Annotated in this window: 12 protein-coding genes and 1 pseudogene; 3 read left to right on the top strand and 10 right to left on the bottom strand. The window is 70.0% G+C overall.

Annotation, left to right across the window (positions count from 1 at the left end; genetic code table 11):
- Positions 1–473: 473 nt before the first annotated feature.
- Positions 474–2,864: a Helicase associated domain protein gene (locus tag ACFY9S_RS40240; RefSeq protein ID WP_391139043.1), complete on the top strand. Its 2,391-nt coding sequence runs from the start codon at positions 474–476 to the stop codon at positions 2,862–2,864.
- A 96-nt stretch (positions 2,865–2,960) separates the two neighbouring features.
- Here ACFY9S_RS40240 and ACFY9S_RS40235 read toward each other — a convergent pair whose 3' ends face one another.
- The 4 genes from ACFY9S_RS40235 to ACFY9S_RS40220 form a co-directional block, all read right to left on the bottom strand.
- Complete coding sequence (locus tag ACFY9S_RS40235) at positions 2,961–3,473, bottom strand: hypothetical protein (RefSeq protein ID WP_391139041.1); 513 nt, start codon at positions 3,471–3,473, stop codon at positions 2,961–2,963.
- Between the two features lie 881 nt (positions 3,474–4,354).
- Positions 4,355–5,434: a patatin-like phospholipase family protein gene (locus tag ACFY9S_RS40230; protein WP_391139039.1), complete on the bottom strand. Its 1,080-nt coding sequence runs from the start codon at positions 5,432–5,434 to the stop codon at positions 4,355–4,357.
- Positions 5,431–7,962: a ThiF family adenylyltransferase gene (locus ACFY9S_RS40225; protein ID WP_391139037.1), complete on the bottom strand. Its 2,532-nt coding sequence runs from the start codon at positions 7,960–7,962 to the stop codon at positions 5,431–5,433. Before ACFY9S_RS40225 ends, ACFY9S_RS40230 begins: the two co-directional genes overlap by 4 nt.
- The gene (locus ACFY9S_RS40220) at positions 7,959–9,251 is read right to left on the bottom strand and encodes a hypothetical protein (protein WP_391139035.1); all 1,293 of its coding nucleotides are present in this window, start codon (positions 9,249–9,251) and stop codon (positions 7,959–7,961) included. Before ACFY9S_RS40220 ends, ACFY9S_RS40225 begins: the two co-directional genes overlap by 4 nt.
- Positions 9,252–9,608: 357 nt before the next feature.
- Here ACFY9S_RS40220 and ACFY9S_RS40215 point away from each other — a divergent pair, with 357 nt between their 5' ends.
- Positions 9,609–10,472, top strand: coding sequence for a hypothetical protein (locus ACFY9S_RS40215; protein ID WP_391139033.1), 864 nt, complete (start codon positions 9,609–9,611; stop codon positions 10,470–10,472).
- Between the two features lie 216 nt (positions 10,473–10,688).
- Here ACFY9S_RS40215 and ACFY9S_RS40210 read toward each other — a convergent pair whose 3' ends face one another.
- The 5 genes and pseudogenes from ACFY9S_RS40210 to ACFY9S_RS40190 all read right to left on the bottom strand — a co-directional run bounded on the left by ACFY9S_RS40210 (position 10,689) and on the right by ACFY9S_RS40190 (position 13,863).
- Positions 10,689–12,149 (bottom strand): UvrD-helicase domain-containing protein, encoded by a 1,461-nt coding sequence (locus tag ACFY9S_RS40210; protein WP_391139045.1) that lies wholly within the window; start codon positions 12,147–12,149, stop codon positions 10,689–10,691.
- A complete protein-coding gene (locus tag ACFY9S_RS40205; protein ID WP_391139031.1) occupies positions 12,146–12,622 on the bottom strand; it encodes a hypothetical protein in 477 nt (158 codons plus the stop codon). The genes ACFY9S_RS40210 and ACFY9S_RS40205 overlap by 4 nt, the downstream gene beginning before the upstream one ends.
- Positions 12,623–12,716: 94 nt before the next feature.
- Positions 12,717–13,073: a hypothetical protein gene (locus ACFY9S_RS40200; RefSeq protein WP_391139047.1), complete on the bottom strand. Its 357-nt coding sequence runs from the start codon at positions 13,071–13,073 to the stop codon at positions 12,717–12,719.
- Positions 13,074–13,104: 31 nt separating this feature from the next.
- A pseudogene (locus ACFY9S_RS40195) lies at positions 13,105–13,440 on the bottom strand (DUF6083 domain-containing protein); the annotation flags it as partial.
- Between the two features lie 159 nt (positions 13,441–13,599).
- Positions 13,600–13,863, bottom strand: a complete 264-nt coding sequence (locus ACFY9S_RS40190; RefSeq protein WP_391139029.1) for a helix-turn-helix domain-containing protein — start codon at positions 13,861–13,863, stop codon at positions 13,600–13,602.
- Positions 13,864–14,055: 192 nt separating this feature from the next.
- Here ACFY9S_RS40190 and ACFY9S_RS40185 point away from each other — a divergent pair, with 192 nt between their 5' ends.
- A complete protein-coding gene (locus tag ACFY9S_RS40185; protein ID WP_391139028.1) occupies positions 14,056–15,063 on the top strand; it encodes a hypothetical protein in 1,008 nt (335 codons plus the stop codon).
- A 21-nt stretch (positions 15,064–15,084) separates the two neighbouring features.
- Here the strand turns inward: ACFY9S_RS40185 and ACFY9S_RS40180 are convergent.
- A protein-coding gene (locus ACFY9S_RS40180; protein ID WP_391139026.1) for an IS5 family transposase occupies positions 15,085–15,902 on the bottom strand; the annotation gives its coding sequence in 2 pieces (ribosomal slippage) (positions 15,085–15,560 and positions 15,560–15,902; 819 coding nt in all).
- Positions 15,903–16,037: the final 135 nt, after the last annotated feature.

The following is a 16,037-nucleotide window of genomic DNA, read 5'->3' as shown; positions in this document are numbered from 1 at the left end:
CCCGCGGAGCGGGTTTGGATGCGCTGCGCACATCCAAGGGAAACCGCCCCGCTTCGCGGGGCGGCCTGGGTCCGCTTCGCTCCCCCAGGAGCAACCCCCGCTTCGCGGGGGTTGCCTGACGAAGTGTTGATTGGGGGGCCGGCTTCGCTCGGCCCCCCAATCAACCGGACTGCTGCGCAGTCCGGTTCGGCAGATCCGCTGCGCTCCCCTGCCTCTGGCTTTCCGGCTTCGCCTCCAAGCCTGGCCCGCTACGCGGGCGGCTGGCTACAGGGGGCGGGGGTTGGGCCATTATCCTCCGCCTGGGCTCAGACGGGGTCCTCTTGTCCAAGCTCGCACGGCGTCGGTGATGGCCCTGTCATAGTGGGGTGAAAGCTCGGTCTTCGAGGCAATGCAATCAAAAATGGATGCGGATAAAGTCTACGCTCAACGGGTAGTGCCTCTGGCGGGTGGCCCTGGGTGAGAGGTGATGTGCTGTGTCGACTCGGTGGACGCTCCGTCCCCATCAGATCGAGGCTGTTGACGCGGTGGTGCGGGCCTTGGAGCACGCTCCTGACGGGGGGTCATCAGGTGGTGTGCGGGCCCAGGTTGTCGCCGCTACCGGAACGGGCAAGAGCCTGATCGCCGTGCACGCGGCGCGGGCTCTGCGTGCACGGCGGGTGCTCGTGCTGGTTCCCACGCTCGGGCTGCTGGCGCAGACAGTGTCTGTGTGGCGTGAGGCGGGGCGCCGGGGTCCGATGTTCGGTGCCTGTTCTCTGTCGGGCGAGGATGCGCAGGTCCTTCAGTGCACCACCGATGAGGCGGAGTTGGTGGGGTGGGTTTCCGGTCTGGAGTTGGTGACGGTCTTTGCCACCTACGCCTCGTTGGGGTTGGGGGTCCTGGAGCGGAGTCATCGCTCGGGGCTGGACGCCTGGGATCTGGTGGTGGTGGATGAGGCGCATCGGACGTCGGGGGCGTTGGGCAAGGCGTGGGCGGGGGTTCATGACAATGCGCGGGTGCCGGCGTTGCGGCGGTTGTACATGACGGCTACGCCGCGGCTGTGGGAGGTGACGGATCGAGGGGAGCCGGGGGGTGGTGAGCTGGTTGCGTCGATGGATGACGAGGCCGTGTTCGGTCCGGTGGTGTATCGGCTGTCGTTGTCGGAGGCGATTGAGCGGGGGCTGATCGCTCGGTACCAGGTGGTGTGTGTCGACATCGCGGATCCTGGGCTGTCCGTTGTCGAGTTGGCCGGGGGTGCGGGGAGGACGGCGCAGGTTCGAGGTGTGCGGCTGGCGGCCTTGCAGACGGCGGTGATGAAGGCGGCCGCGGAGCGGAAGCTGAAGCGGCTGCTGACGTTTCATTACCGCACCAGTGAGGCTGAGGCGTTCTCCAGTGGTCTTGGCGCGGTGGCGAAGGAGTTGTGGGAGAGCGACCCGGAGCTGTATGCGGAGCCTGATGCGGTGTGGGCTGACTGGTTGTGTGGGGAGCACAAGCCTGCGCACCGGGGGCGTGTGCTGGAGAAGTTCGCGTCGGAGCCGGAGGGTGATCTGGGGGCGGCGTGGGTGCGGGTGCTGTCGTCTGTGCGGGTGCTGGGTGAGGGGGTGGATACCAAGGAGTGCGATGCGGTTGTATTCGCGGACGTGCGGGGGTCGGCTGTCGACATCGTCCAGGCGGTAGGACGGGCGCTGCGGATGCAGCCTGGGGAGGGTAAGGTCGCTTCCCTGGTGGTGCCGGTCTTCCTCGGACCGGGTGAGCAGCCTGACGAGATGCTGCTCTCTCGGGCCTATGGGGAGCTGGTGAAGGTTCTCACGGCGTTGCGGGCCCATGACACCCAGGCCGTGGAGCAGTTGGCCGTTCCCCAGGTGGCCGGCGGCGCTGCCGCCGGGGAGGCGGTACAGGCGGCGGGCGAGGTGAGCCAGGCTGCCGGGGAGCTTCTGTCGTTCTCCCGGCCGCGGGATCCGGCGCAGTTGGCCGCGTTCATCAGTCTGCGGGTGCTGCAGCCCGAGACGCAGTTCTGGCGGCGGGGCCTGGCTGCCGCGCTCGCCTACCGCAGCGACCGTGGTGATCTGGCGGTGCCGTATGAATACCGGACTCCGGACGGGTTTGCCCTGGGCGTGTGGATCGCCCGGCAGCGCTCCTGTCGCAACCGCGGGGAGCTGAGCGAGGAGCGGGCGGGGCAGCTGGACGAGCTCGGCATGATCTGGGCGCATGCCGAGGTCGCGTTCGCCGAGGGGCTGTCGGCGGCGCGGGGATGGGCGGCTGAGCACGGGCACCTGCTGGCGCCGGCTGATGCCATGTGGGAGGGCTATCCGGTGGGACTGTGGCTGAAGAACCAGCGGGCTGCCGTGCGGCAGGACAAGGGCGGGCAGGGAGCGGTTGGGCTGAGTGCGCAGCGGCGGCGGGCCTTGGAGAACATCGACCCGTCCTGGTGTCCTTCCTGGTCGGTGTCCTGGCAGCGGTGCTTTCATCTCGCCCGGCTGCACGTGCGCAGTGGGGAGGTGCTGCCTGAGGAGGCGGGGTGTCTGGTGGTTCAGGGGGAGGATCTGGGGCAGTGGGCGGTGTCGCAGCGGCGTCAGTGGGACACGCTGGGGGTGGCGCGGCAGTGGCTGTTGCGGGAAGAGCTCGGGCTCGGGCCGCTGCAGGTCAGTGAGAAGGTCATCGCGGCGCCTCGTCGTACGCGGGCGCAGGTCTGGGCGGCGAACGTGGCCGCTGCCCGCCAGTACCAGCGGCGTGAGGGGCATCTGGAGGTGCCTCACCGGCACGTCGAGGAGGTGGGGGGTGATTCGTGCGCACTGGGGGTGTTCATCGCCAACAGCCGCGCCCGCCGCGCGCGGCTCGCGCCCGAGCGGGTCGAGGAGTTGTCCGAGCTGGGGATGCGGTGGGCGTAGTGCGCGGCTCTTCGTGAGGGAGTTGTTGGGTGGGGTGACCGGGCAGGGCCGGTCGGGCGGGGCCGGTGAGTCGTTTGGTCCTGGGGCGGGCGGAGGTCAGTGGAAGAGTGCGCGTGCCAGGACGGCCTGGAGTTTTCCGTCGGCGGCTGCGGATCCGATCTCGGCTGCGGTGGGGTCACCGGCCAGGCCCGTGCACAGCACGACGCACTCCTGTTCCTGCAGCATCTGCCACATCGCGTCGGTGACCCGGATGTGGTCGCTGTTGCGGATGATCGTCGGCTGTCCCCCTGCGGGCGCGGCGCCGTGCATGCCTTCGAAGGCTCTGCTCTGGGTGCCGAAGATGGCCGTCCACTCGTGGCTTGGCCGGGGGATGCCTGGAGCCTGCCAGGCCGGCCAGGCGAAGAAGTCCTTCATCTGCCGGGCTTCCGGCATGCCGCCGACTGCGTTCAGGGCGAGGAGGACGGTGCGTGTGGCGGCGAAGCTGGTCTCTACCTGCCGGCCTTCTTGGCGCACGCTGTCGATTTGCGAGGTCTGCAGGCCGATATGGGGGACGCTGAAGTTCAGGGCGGGGAGCGGCGCTTCCCGGGGGGTGCCCAGCTGTGCGGTCATGCTTCCAGGATGGTGTCGGACGGTTTTTGTTTCGCGGTTTTTCGGTGGTTCGCCACTATGTGTATGGATAGTAATGAATTCGGGCGTCTCGGGTCGTTCCGTGTCCGTGATAGCGGTGCTGGTTTCCCATTGGCTGCTGAATTCTTCCCCCCTGTCCTGTGCGGCGATGCTGGGCAAGGGACTTCTTCTGTGAGCGGCTCGTACTCACATCGGACGGCGGGAGGCGGGAGCTCGATCTCGCCCACGCGGTGGTGTGCGTCTTCGGGCCCGATCGACACCGGGAGGACCACGCTGGTCGACTGCATCAGGGGCGCGCTTGGTCTGCCGATGGCCTGGCACGGGATCCCGGAGAAGCGCCTGCAGGCTCGCCCCGCATGGATCTCCGAGCCGGGGCGGGCTTCCGGACGAGGAGGGCGTACTGATCCTGCAGGGTGAAGACATCGGGCGCTGGGTGCAGGTCCAGCAGGAGGAATGGGAAGCACTGAGCATCGTGCAGCAGTGGCTGCTCGGCAAGGTGCTGGACTCGAGTCCGTGTTCCGTAGAGCGGCCGGGCGCAGAAATGAGAGACGAGCCTGGTGGCGGCCCTCCAGTACCGCGCACGGGGGGCGCCTGAACGTACCTCGATCGCAGATCGAGTACGTGGACGAGGCCGAGCTGGCGCTCGGTGTGTCATCGCCAACTTCCGCCCGCAAAGCCGATATTGCCTTGAGCGGATGGAGGACTCTCAGCTGTCGGCATGCGCCGGAAGGTGCTGGCCGCTGGTCCCAGCGGGCTGTACGGCTGTGCACACCGAGCATGGTCCGGGGTCTGGCACTCCATCGGCTGGGCCGCTGCTGCCTAGTTCGGGCTCGTCGTGGGCTGTGCGGCTGTTCGCCGGCTGGCTAGTTCAGGTAAAGCGGGAGCAAGGCGCGCGTGAGTTGCTCACCCCGGGTGGTTACAGCGGTGAAGTCGGCTCGGTTCATTGCCGCGAAGTTGGTCGGGTAGGACGCGACTCGTTCCCGCGGTACGAGGTCGGCGGGCGGGGCGGGCAGTCGGTGGTCCTGCATGCCGAGATAGGCGAGCGTGAAGCCGTCGATGCGCCCGGCGGCCCCCCACTCGTGGAGTCGGGCACGGCCTGCGTCCTGGTTCTTGCGGTGTACGACTTCAAAGGAGCGGCGCAGGCGTCCGGCAAAGAAATGCGGCGCTCTGGAGGGCAGTTCTCCCGGCCCGGCGTCACAGGCGATGATGTAGGAGACATCGAAGACCTGGGGGGTGAATGCGGGGTTCCGGCCGGGTTCGAGGACGGACAGGCCGAGGTTGTCGAACACGCCACCGTCGGTCAGCAGAACGGTCTGGCGCTGGCGCTGGCCGGAGCGCTCGAAGGTGAAGGTGCGTTCCAGAGCCGGCAGCAGGACGGGGAAGGCTGCGGAGGCGGCGACTGCGGTGGCGACCTGGACGGGTTCGGTGATGGTGCCGTAGCGGGAGCAGCTGCTGAGGGTGCTGCCGAAGCGGACGGCGTTGGTGGTGGCCAGGTCGGTGGCGGTGAGGACGGTGTCGAGGCCGGGATGGGTGACGTGGTCCATGGTCTTGATGCCGAAGGCCCGCTCGGTGAGGAGAGCGGCCAGGGCGTCGGTGCGGTTGACGGGGCGGGCGACGGTGACGGTGCGGGAGAACAGGCCCCGGGCTGCGGCCTGGCTTGCGGCGGTGAGGTTGCGGGTGGCGGCGGCAGGGGTGAAGGCCTTGCGGATGATGTCTCTTTGCAGGCCGGCGCGCAGCAGTTCGGTGGTGTGGGCGTCGAAGTCCGCGAAGTCGGCGGGGCCGTAGGCCCACAGGGCGGCCAGGAGGGAGCCGCCGGAGATGCCGGAGACGACGCGGATCTGGCCGAGGAGGTCCCGGTCGTGCAGAGCGCGCAGGCAGCCGAGGTGGAAGGCGGCTGCGCGGGAGCCTCCGCCGGACAGGGCGAGGCCGATGGTGCGGGTCATGGTCGGGCATCGTCCGATCGGTGCGGGGTGGGCAGTCGGTGGGGCTGGGTGGCGTAGCCGCCGGGCCACCAGGTGATGTCCGGCTGCCCCGCGGTTACGCGGGGCAGCGCCGGGGTGGGCGCTGGGGTGTCGGTGCGGTCGGCAAGGCGGGCGTAGAAGTGGGGTGGCTTGTCGTCCTCAAGCCAGGCCTTCCACACGTGGGTGGGGCCGCCGACGATGAGGACCAGGGCGCGGGGCGGGGTGTCGTCGAGGGGCAGCGTGAGGGTGCCCATGGCGGCGAGGTCGGTGGGACTGGGGCGGGCCGGGCCGTGGGGGTGGGTGTGCCACATGCCGAGAAAGCGGGTGGTGGCCTGCGTGGCCGTGCGGCGGGCTGCGAGGTGTTCTCGGATGCCGGTGGTGCCGTGCTCGAAGTGGTGCTCGCTGAGCAGGGAATCGGGAGGCGGACCAGTGGCTTCGTCGATCCACAGGATGCGGGTGGCGTCGTCGATGGCGCCCAGGAGCATGCCGCCGGTTTCCACTCGGGGGCCGCGGACGCGGGCGCCGCGGCGGGCTTCGGCGCGCATTTCGGCGAGGGCGGCCGTGCTGATGCGGACCTGGTAGCCGCCTTCCTCGGTCAGGACCGTGTCGTTGGGCCAGGTCCACCAGCGGGCCCCGGGCGGGGCGGGGTCGTTGGGGCCGGTGGGTGAGGGGACGGTGAGGGCGGCCATGGTCTGCTGGGGCTCGGGGGTGGTCAGGGCGTGGAGGATGCCGGTCATGAGTTGGCCTGCCAGGCCGGTGACGTCGGCGGCGGAGCCGGTGAAGGTGGCGTCCGAGCAGCCGGGTTCGGGCTGGAAGAGGTCGGTGCGCGGTCGGGTGGGGAAGAAGTCGTCGAGGATGTCGGCGTGGACGCCGGTGGTATTGGCGCGGGCGGCGAGCCCGGTGCGGCGCAGGATGTCGCTGCCGCCGCCGGTGGCACGGGTAGGCGAGAATGCGGCGATGCCGCGGGTCGCCTGATGGCCGATCATCACGGTGGCCAGGGGTGGCCAGGTGGTGGGGTCGGTGGCGCGGACGGCTTCGAGGTGGGCGCGCACGATGCGGTTGGCGGTGGCGTCGACGATCAGGTCGAAGGAGTGCACGTCGGCGTCGGCGAGGGTGGTGATGATGTTGCCGGGCAGCGGTTCGACGCGGGTGGTGTGCGGGGTGATGGCGGACAGCCGGTCGGCGAGCGTGTGGCACTTGGAGAGGCCGATGTCGGCGTCCGTGTAGGGCTGGCGGGTCAGGATGCCGGGGTGGATGAGGGACTGGTCGGCGACGGTGACGCGGGCGGCTCCGGCGCGCACGCACATCTCTGCCACGGGGGCGCCCAGGGCGCCGGAGCCCAGGACGAGGATCTGCTTGCCGTTGAGCCATGCGGCCGGGGTGGCGGCGTCCCGGCGCACGGTGACTTGTGGGCGGGCTTCCTGGATGCGGGCCCACCGGGTGGGCAGGCTGCCCAGCCATTTCTCGCTGGTCTGCTTGAGGAAGTTCTGGCCGAGTTCGGCCAGCGGCGGGTAGTCGTCGAAGGCGGCTGCGGACAGGCGCCCCATCAGGTCGGCCAGGTCGGGAAGGTTCCAGGCGACCAGGTGGGGCAGCAGGTGGTCGCTGCCGGCGATGCCGCGGGAGGGGGTGCCGAGCAGGAGGTAGAGCGGGGCGACGGGGGTGTCGTCGTCCGGGTCGGCGACGGGCAGCAGGACGGTGCGGTTGCGGTCGGCGGCCACGCCGATCAGGCCGAGGATGACGGCCGGGGTGATCCCTTCGCCAGCCAGGGTCCCGATCAGCTCGCGGGCGGTGTTGGGGTATTCGAAGGTCAGGTGCCGGGTGGCGATCACTGCCGGGGCGAGGAAGACCTCCGACCCTGGTGGCAGCCCGGCTGTCTGGCGGGCCTGTTCAGCGCTGGTGGGCCAGGAGCCCAGGGGCAGCCAGCCGACCACGTCCTGGCGGTCGTCGCGGACCCGGTGCATAAGGGCCGCGCCGATCCAGGGCGCGCCCTGTGCGGTGGGGGCGTCGTGGCGGACGACCAGCAGGCCCGCGGACTGGTGGGTCAGGGCGTTGGGCGGGTGGAGGGGCTCGCCGGGCGTGTCGAGCTCCCCCGCGGCGGCGGCCTGGAACCAGTCCCAGACACGGGTGATGAAGCCGTACATGCCGTCGGCCGGGTCCCATTCCGTGGCCGGTGAACGATACATGCACAGGTGGCGGGCCCAGTTGACGTGCGGGGCGCCCGCGAAGCGGGTGTGAGCGGTGCGTACCTGGGGGACGGCGAAGGGGAACGTGGCCGGGATCAACAGGGTGATCACTTCGCGCCGCTTGAAGTGCAGGCCGGCGGGTGTGCGGGGCAGGGTGGAGCAGTCCACGCCGAGGCGGGCCTCGATCCAGCCGGGGAATCCGTCGGCGGGATCGGCGGGGGTGATGCGACCCAGCTCGAGGGCGTTGTTGGCGGCGGCGATCCGCTCAAGCTGGGTGATGGCCAGCTGCTGTCCGGGGGTTGCTTCCTGCAGGAGGAGGTCGCTCACGCGTCACCGAATCCGACGGAGGTGGCCGGGACGGCCTCGTCGCCGCGGGCCTGGCGCACCGCTTCCCGACCCGCCTCGATACCGCGCGGCTGCGGAACTGGCGCGGTCTCCGTGAGGGGGACGCTGTGGGTCAGGCCCAGTACGGTGAGCAGCCTGCCCGAGCGGCCTGCCAGGGCGGCGGACTTCTCTTCGAGTTCGCCGGTGGTGACCAGGTCCAGGCCCAGGCCGGGCTCGAGGACGAAGACCACCGGGCGGGGGTCCTTTGGGGTGGGGTGTTCACCGGTGCACAGAACGGGCAGTTCTGTGATCGTCTCGTAGGCGTCGCGGGCGAGCCGGTGGGGCGGGTTGTCGCCGCTCTTGTCGCTGGTACGGAAGGGCCGGGAGCTGGCTATCACGCGGGCGTCGGGGCCGGCATGGGCTTGCAGTTGGTCGAGGATGTCCTGCTTGAGTTCCTCGGTTCCGTCCTCGCTGGGCGCGTACATGACCTTCTTGGAGCAGTGGTGCGGGGAGAGCAGGACGTCCCACTCGACGCGCTCGGTGCGGTCGTGGGATTCGCTGTAGTCGAGGATCTTCTTGATGGTCGGGTAGGCGAGGTCACCCAGGAGCAGGATGCGGCCCGCCGTGCCATCCTCGGCGATCAGTTTCAGCTGCAGGGCGAGCGAGGTCTCGTTGCGCTCGCCGGCACAGTCGTCGCGGAACGGGGCGTGGACGAAGGCCTCGAACCGGTCGGAGACGTCGGTGCCGTCGATGGTGCTGATCGCCTTGCCGGGGGTGGTGAAGTAGGCGTCGGGGAGTTCGGCGTAGGAGTGCTGGTCGCGGTCGTCGTCGTACCCGATGATGCGGACCCGGTCACCGCTGTCAGGGTCCTTGCCGGCCTTGATGGCCTTGATGGTGGCCTTCACGCGGCGTTCGACTTCGTCATGGAAGAGCTGGGCGTCCTCGCACATCGGGGTGTCCTCGTCGAGCTCCCGCCACAGCCGGGGAGTCGCCCAGATCTCGCCGATCTTGATGGAGCTCTCCAACAGGTCTCCGAAGCCGCAACAGTGGTCCAGGTCCGCGTGGGTGAGCGCGAACAGGGCCAGGTAGGGCGTCCCGTCGTCGAGCTGCGGCAGGGTGTCCACCAGGCGGTCGATGACCGCGGCCACGATCGCGTCGTCTTCGTCCGCGGCCTTCATGTCGCGCAGGTCGACCTGCATGACCAGGCCGTCGCCCAGCACGACGGTGGTGGAGTCTCCGGTGCCGACCGGCCAGAACACCACGCCCCGCTCGGGCAGTTCCGTCTCGACCATGTCCTACCTCTTCACGCCATTGTGATCAACGATCCGGTAAAGCACACGACTTCACCGTGGCGTCCAGATGTACCACCCGCCACTGACAACCGGCCCTCACGCCGACCCCGGGACGGAGCGAACTGCTACGGGCAGGGGAGGGACGGCGTTTTCCCGCATCGTCAACGGATGTCCTCGGGCAAGAGCCCGGGCCAAGGCCGCCACCCATTTGTCTGCGGGCGCACAGATGCCGGAAGGCACCACGGAGGCACTTGCCGTACACGTGTCGGCGAGACCAGGGTTGTCCTGGAAGCGGAGGGACCACGGTGGGGGGTGGGGATGACGGAGAGCGGCACGACGGAGTCCGTCCTGGGCCTCATGAGCGACAAACCGCGCGAGCAGACGGCTTTTATGTCCTTGGTCGCTGGCTTGCGGGCCCAGGAACTCCAGGTTGAGCTGCGGGGAAGCCCTGAACGGCAGGAGAGGTTGTACCCGTACACGCCGCCGATTCCGGTGGATGCGGAGATCGAGATCGAAGGTGTCGCCGGATTCGTTGATCACACGGTGGTGCCAGCGCCACAGGAAGATCCCCGGCGTGTCGCCACGCAGGACACGGTCGCTCATGAACTCATCGGCCGACTTCAGGAGTTGGCTGCCCAGGCGCCGGGCGGCGGCCTGTGGCTGTCGATCAGCGCGGAGCCCTGGCTCGGCGCCCGGAAGAAGGAACGCGAGCGCCTCTACGGCCGTGTCGTCGCGATGGCCTGCAAGGCGGTTGCGCGGGGCAAGCCGTTCGTGGATCTGCGAGACCTGCCTCGAGGAGCGTTTCCTCTGTCGACGATCGGCTTCTGCGTCCCACCCGATGCGAACCATCGTGTCACGATCGGCTTCAACGACCAGGTCGTCGGGTGGTCGGGCCGGATGACGGCCCACGGACGGTGGACGTGCACCGTCGGCGAGTTGCGGCCCAGCATCGGCCGCGCGGTGGAGGGGAAGTTGAAGAAGCAGCTGGCTCGCGTCCGGGCGGTCGAGCCCGACAAGCCGATCGGGCTCCTCCTCGACAGCAGGCCCATGCAGGGCGGGAAGGGAAAGCCGGAGCCGGTGTTCGACCTTCCTGCGCTGGCTCTGGGCGCTCTGCTCACCGAGATCGCCCAGGACTGGCCCGGTGTGCTGACCAAGGCATGGCTTCTTTCCCCGCAGGGGCTCACCAGCGTCTACGGCGGCGGTGACAGCTTCGCCTGGTGATGCGGCCTCCGCATGCTGCGGCCTCCGTTGCAAACCGCACCGCGCTCGCGTCCGGCCAGCGCCCAGCCTGCAGCGACCCACCGGCCAGGAACGAGAACCGGCTTTGACGAACACCCGGTCACTGAGGTCACGGAGGTGCACCGCGTTCTCAAGGCCACGCCCTGCGGCTCGGTTGTGTCCTTGAGCGCTGATGTGTGGAGGCACAAGCCCCAGCCACTATTCAGAGCCGTCAGGATGGTCATTGACCCAGGACAGGCCGCCCAGGTCGAGTCGTTGGCGGGTGCGGGTGACGGCTACATACGCGAGGCGGGCCTCGCCGTCGTCGATCGGCCCGGGCACAGAGCGTCCGGTGCCGTCTGTGCTCTCGCTGTCTTTGGGCGGGGTGAAGTCGTCGGCGATTTTCACACGGGCCCATTCGCGGCCCTTGGCCTTGTGGGCGGTAGAGACGGTCACCTCGGCATGGTTTTCCGGGCTGAGGCGGGCGAGGGCGGCGAGGATGGCGTCGGTGCCGTGGGTGTCGACCAAGTCGACCAGCGGTTGCAGGTCGCGCCCGGCCGGGTCGTGGGCGGCGTAGTCCTGCAGGGCGCCCCAGGAGGGGAACAGGACCAGTTCTGGGTGGTTGGTGCGGCGGCCTTCCTTGAGGTCGCGGGCGGCTTGGGCGAGGGTGCGCAGGCTGTCTCCTCCCCCGCCCAAGGCGGTGCGGCATCCGGCGGCCAGTAGATCCATGACCTGGGTCATGGCTCCGACGTTGGTGCGGCACAGCACCGCGTCAGGCCGGTCGACATATCCGAGTTCGGTGGGCACGGCGGGGGTGCCGGTCAGGCGGATGGGGGCGTTGGCCAGGTGCAGCCAGCGGTTGGCCTCCCGGGCGAGGTGGGGTCCGAAGCGGAAGGACTGCGACAGGGCGAGCTGGGTGCCGTCGAAGCCGGTCATGATGTCCTTGGCGCCGCGCCAGTGGTAGATGGCCTGGGCGGAGTCGCCCACCATCACCAGTTGGGCGTGGTCGCGCTGGTTGAGGAAGATCTGTTCGACGACTGGGTTGGTGTCCTGGGCCTCGTCCAGCAGCAGGAAGTCGGCGTCGATCCTCGGCTGGGTCAGCGCCCAGATCTTCAGGTAGTGGTCGTGGTCGAAGCGGACACAGCCGTCGTCAGGGTTTTGCAGGTCGGTCCAGACCTTGTGGGCGAACGGCACGATGTGGGCGGCGAGTTGGTTGTGCAGATCCTGGTCTTCCAGGCCGCGCAGGCGCGGGACGTGGTGGCGGGAGATCTCGGGATCGGCCGTGTGGCAGAACTGTGTGACAGTGCGCAGGACCGCGTTGGAGAGGGCTCTTTGGGACACCTCGCGCTCGCCGATGCGGATGGCTTGGGTGAGGCCCAGGGCTTGGCCGGTCTGCCAGGCCGGGCGGCGGGGTGCGTTGAGACGCTGGGTGTAGCGGTGGCCGACGGCGGCGTAGGCGAGGGCGTGCGCGGTCTTGCACCGCACGTTTTTGGGGAAGCGGGCAGTCGCGTCCTGGGCGATGGCCCGGTTATAGGCGAGGTAGCGGCCGCGGCGCTGGGTGGTGCGGGCGAGCAGGGCCAGGGTGGTGGTCTTGCCGGTGCCTGCGCCGGCCTGCAGGGCCAGGTGCTGGCCGGCGTGGAAGGCGTCGGCCGCGGCACTCTGTTCGTCGGTCGGGTTCAGCACGACGGGTCTCCGATGGGATGGGTCAGGGCACGTCCGACGGCCGCCAGAAGGTGCGCGGCGGTCGTGCCGGCGAGCAAGCCGTGCACCGCCCGGTCGAGGCGGTCGGTCTCCTCATCGGCGTGCTGGGCAAGGGCGCGGTGAAGGGCCAGCGCCACGAAGTGTTCCGGGGGCTGCCCCGCCTGGTCGGCGGTACGGCGGAGGGTGGCGTGCACGTCGGGCGGGAAGGCGACGTTGAGCAGGATCTGGCCGCCGGCGTCCGGATAGTGCGTGGTGATTACGTCGATGGGCAGCTGAGTGCCGAGGCGGCGGCGCAGACGGTGCGCGGCCCGGCCCGGGGCTTTGGCGCGCACCAGGGCAAGGACACGGGTGGCGTCGCGGTTGGCCGCGAGCGGCAATGTGTCGGCGGCCTGGTGCAGTTCGGCCGGGGTGGCGGGCCGGGTCAGGATGATTTCCAGGGCGTGGTACGGCATTCTCACCTCTGCCCGTGGCGGCCGGTCGAGGGGTGCGGCAGGCGGGTGTGGATGTGCACGGTGTGCAGGAGCGGGTCGAAGACCTGCCATCCGGTCAGGGCAGATCTGCTGCGCCGTCGGCGGCAGCATGCGCGGGGCAGCGCTGGGTGCGCCAGCGCAGTTGTTCGGCATAGGGCAGGCGGCTGAGATCGTAGACGGCCATCGGGGCTGCGGGAAGGGCGAGTTGGCCGCGATGCGCAGTGGCGGGCAGCAGTCTCCACAGACCTGCGGGGGCGTGGGGGCTGAGCACGGACCGGGGACAGCGGCGGCGTTGGCGGGTCTGGGCCACACACCGGATGTGCTCGAGCGGCTGGTCGGCGAGGTAGCGGCCGAGTAGTAGTTGCACGACGGGGCGGCCGCTGCTCGGGCGCGGCTCGCAGGCAGGTGCGGCGGGAGCGGACGGCAAGCTCACGGCGCATCACCTCGATGTACGGGCTCAGCCCGGCGGATGCGGGGCGCCCCGGGCACAGCACCGCATGGGGGATGCGGCACCAGGCGCTGCCGTCGCCCTGAGGGTGGGCGATGCCGCAGCTCAGATGCCAGCGGCAGGGGGCCGGGATCCGGGCGGCGGCCAGTTCGGCGGGGTGCAGGGCGATGGACCGCTGGTCGGTGCGCTGGTGGACGTCGACGCGGTTGCCGCACAGGCGGCAGCGGCCGTTCTGGCCGGTGCGCAGCAGGCGGCTGGGGCTGGTGGCGGCTACTCGCAGTGGGCGGACTGGGCGGGCGGCACGCGGGCTGCCGTCCCAGTGGCAGGTGGTGAAGGCGGGGGTGGGGCGCATGCCGGGGACCGTGGCAGACGGTGCGCCCCGATGCGGGGCGGCGGCCGGGCGTGTCCCACGGGTGGCCTAGCTGTGGCGAACACCTGCACGACCGGTCGCATAGGTGCGTGAGACGTGTTCGCCGGTTCGGGTGATTGGCGGGCCGCCCGGCGCGCGGTGTCAGGCGCCTGCTGTGCCGGGCGGGCCGTGGTCCTCGCACAGCGGTCCCAGCAGCTGCTCGATGGGGACGTCGAAGGTGTGGGCGAGGGCGTGCCAGGTGGCGACACTGCCAGTGGTGTGACCGTGTTCGAGGTCGATGAGGGTGCGCCGGGCCAGGCCGCTGCGGCTGGCGAGTTCGTCGAACGTCCACCCGCGCTCGCTCCTCAGCCGAGCGAGTGTGACACGCAGGGCGGTGAGGTCCGGGTCGGGCGGCAAGATCGTCACCCCACCATCCGACGGTGCAGAACCCTGCCCTGTCAGTGCAGACTTCTGCACTATCTGAGCGGGTGGTACCGCGGGCCGTCGCTGCTGCGCAGGTGCAGAGATCTGCACTACGGTGCGCCCGGCTCCCGCTCCCGCCGACCGGGAGCACATGCCATTTCGACGACGCGGATCAGTGGGGAGGGCAAGGAGCCGATGCGGCTTGCCAGTACGCATCCTGCGGTCCAGCGCTTGTGGACCGTGGAACTGCGCCCGCAGCCGGGCGGCCCGGCTCTGGCCTGCCCCCGCTGCGGGCGTGGTCATCCCCTCAGGGCCGCATCCGCGCGGTCGGCCGCGCTGGCCCATCTGGCCCACCATGCCCGCACCGACGCGCTGGCCGGACATCTGCGCACCTGCCAGTGCCGAGCCCGGGGCTGCCACTGGCACCCTCGCCACCGCGGCTGCGCCGGACCCGTGCTCCTCGCCCTGACCTGCGACCGCGGCGGCCGTGCGTGGCGGCTGGCCGACGCTTGCGCCGCCTGCGCCGCGGCGATGAGCCATACCGCCGTCGTACCTCCCACGCTGCCGGCCCCGCCCGGCAACAGCCCGGCTGTCCGGCGCAGCGCACCGCCGCCCGGGCCCAGAGAACAACGGCGGGTGCGGGAGATGCTCACCTACCTGGCCACAGCGCTGCCCTGCTCCTCCTCCCCCGCCGCCCGGCTGTTGGCCCTGCAGTGCGCGCTGCGCGCCGACACTCGGGGACAGGTCCGGCTGCCGGGTGGTTTTCTGCGCGGCATGCGCCTGTACGGCCGCACGGAACTGTGGCACGAACTCGAACACGCCGGCTGGCTGTACCGCTCATTCAGGAAGCACTCCCCCGTCACGGCGCACCTGCTGGACGCCGCCGTTCTCGCCCAGGCTCCCGGCCGCGCCGCGCGCGCCCGTGCCGCTCAGTGGGCCCTGCGACCCGCCCCGCTGGTCCTCCCGCCAGCCACCCCACCGGCTCTGCAGCTCACCGCACTCGCCCTGGCCGCCCACACCGCCGACGGCGCGGGCGGCGCCGAACTCGACATCCTCACCCGCCTGTGCGGGCAGTCGCCCCCGCAACTGGACGACCTCCTCGACCGGCTGGTCCGCTCACACCTGCTGGCCTTCTGGCGCCCCATCCGGGACAACGACGAGATTGTCTGGCAGCTGCCAAATCCCAGGGCACCCGCCAGGTGACGCCGTGATTCAGACCGTGTCCTACGTGGTGAGGCGGACGAGTCGCTTGTAGCAACACAGGGCGGCTGCTAGTCCGAGAAAGGCCAGGTAGTTGCGGGGATCGCGCTCGTAGCGAGGGCTCAGACGTCGATAGCCGGACAGCCAGGACATCGTCCGCTCGATCACCCAGCGGCGGCGGCCCAATCGTTCGCTGGACTCGATGCCTTTGCGGGCGATCCGCACTCCGATGCGTTTACCGCGTAACCATTTCCGCAGGTCGGCACGGTCGTAGGCTTTGTCCGCGTGCAGGCGCTGGGGCTTGAAGTGGCGGCCGCGGTGGGGGTCGTGTCTCGTTTGGTGACCCTCGACCATGGGCTTCAGCCCTTCGCTGTCGTGGGTGTTGCCGGCTGAGACGCCGACGAGGAGGGGCAGTCCGTTCGCGTCCGACAAGATGTGCATCTTGGAGCCCGGCTTGCCCCGGTCCACGGGGCTCGGACCTGTGTGTTCGCCCCCTTTTTGGCCCGGACGTGGGCGGTGTCCAGAACGACGCGGGTGACGTCGACGAGGCCGGCGTCGTCGAGTCGGTGCAGCACAGCCTCGTGCAGCCGCCCCCAGACGCCGGCTCTCGACCAGATCAGGAACCGGCGGTGGGCGGTCGACTTCGATATGCCGAAGCAAGGGGGTAGTTGGCGCCAAGCGCAGCCGCTGACCAGTACGTAGATGATGGCCGCGAACAGCGTCTCATCAGGGGTGTCCTGCGTTCCTCCGCCCTGCGGCCGCACCTTCGACGGTGGGATCAGCGGCTTCGCGATCTCCCATAGCCCGTCCGGAACAATCCAACTCCACGTACCCCGCCCCATACATGGCTCAACGAGCCCTCACCATGTAGGACACGGTCTAAGACCGTGTCCTACATGGTCAGTTGACGGTTGTGCTGGGCATGGGGAGTGGACGGTGGGGATGGATCGTTCCGGACGGATTGTGGGAGTTGGCAA

It is taken from the genome of Streptomyces sp. NPDC012474 (genome assembly GCF_042955185.1).
GTDB classification, from domain to species: domain Bacteria; phylum Actinomycetota; class Actinomycetes; order Streptomycetales; family Streptomycetaceae; genus Streptomyces; species Streptomyces cahuitamycinicus.
Note: the sequence above shows the minus strand (reverse complement) of the source record. Positions and strands in the feature narration are given on the sequence as shown.

What these genes read in the sequence shown, in the direction of transcription:
- ACFY9S_RS40205 (WP_391139031.1), bottom strand. Translation starts at nt 12,622, where the DNA reads ATGCCGTACCACGCCCTGGAAATCATCCTGACCCGGCCCGCCACCCCG.
- ACFY9S_RS40215 (WP_391139033.1), top strand. Translation starts at nt 9,609, where the DNA reads ATGAGCGACAAACCGCGCGAGCAGACGGCTTTTATGTCCTTGGTCGCT.
- ACFY9S_RS40230 (WP_391139039.1), bottom strand. Translation starts at nt 5,434, where the DNA reads ATGACCCGCACCATCGGCCTCGCCCTGTCCGGCGGAGGCTCCCGCGCA.
- ACFY9S_RS40185 (WP_391139028.1), top strand. Translation starts at nt 14,056, where the DNA reads ATGCGGCTTGCCAGTACGCATCCTGCGGTCCAGCGCTTGTGGACCGTG.
- ACFY9S_RS40235 (WP_391139041.1), bottom strand. Translation starts at nt 3,473, where the DNA reads ATGACCGCACAGCTGGGCACCCCCCGGGAAGCGCCGCTCCCCGCCCTG.
- ACFY9S_RS40220 (WP_391139035.1), bottom strand. Translation starts at nt 9,251, where the DNA reads ATGGTCGAGACGGAACTGCCCGAGCGGGGCGTGGTGTTCTGGCCGGTC.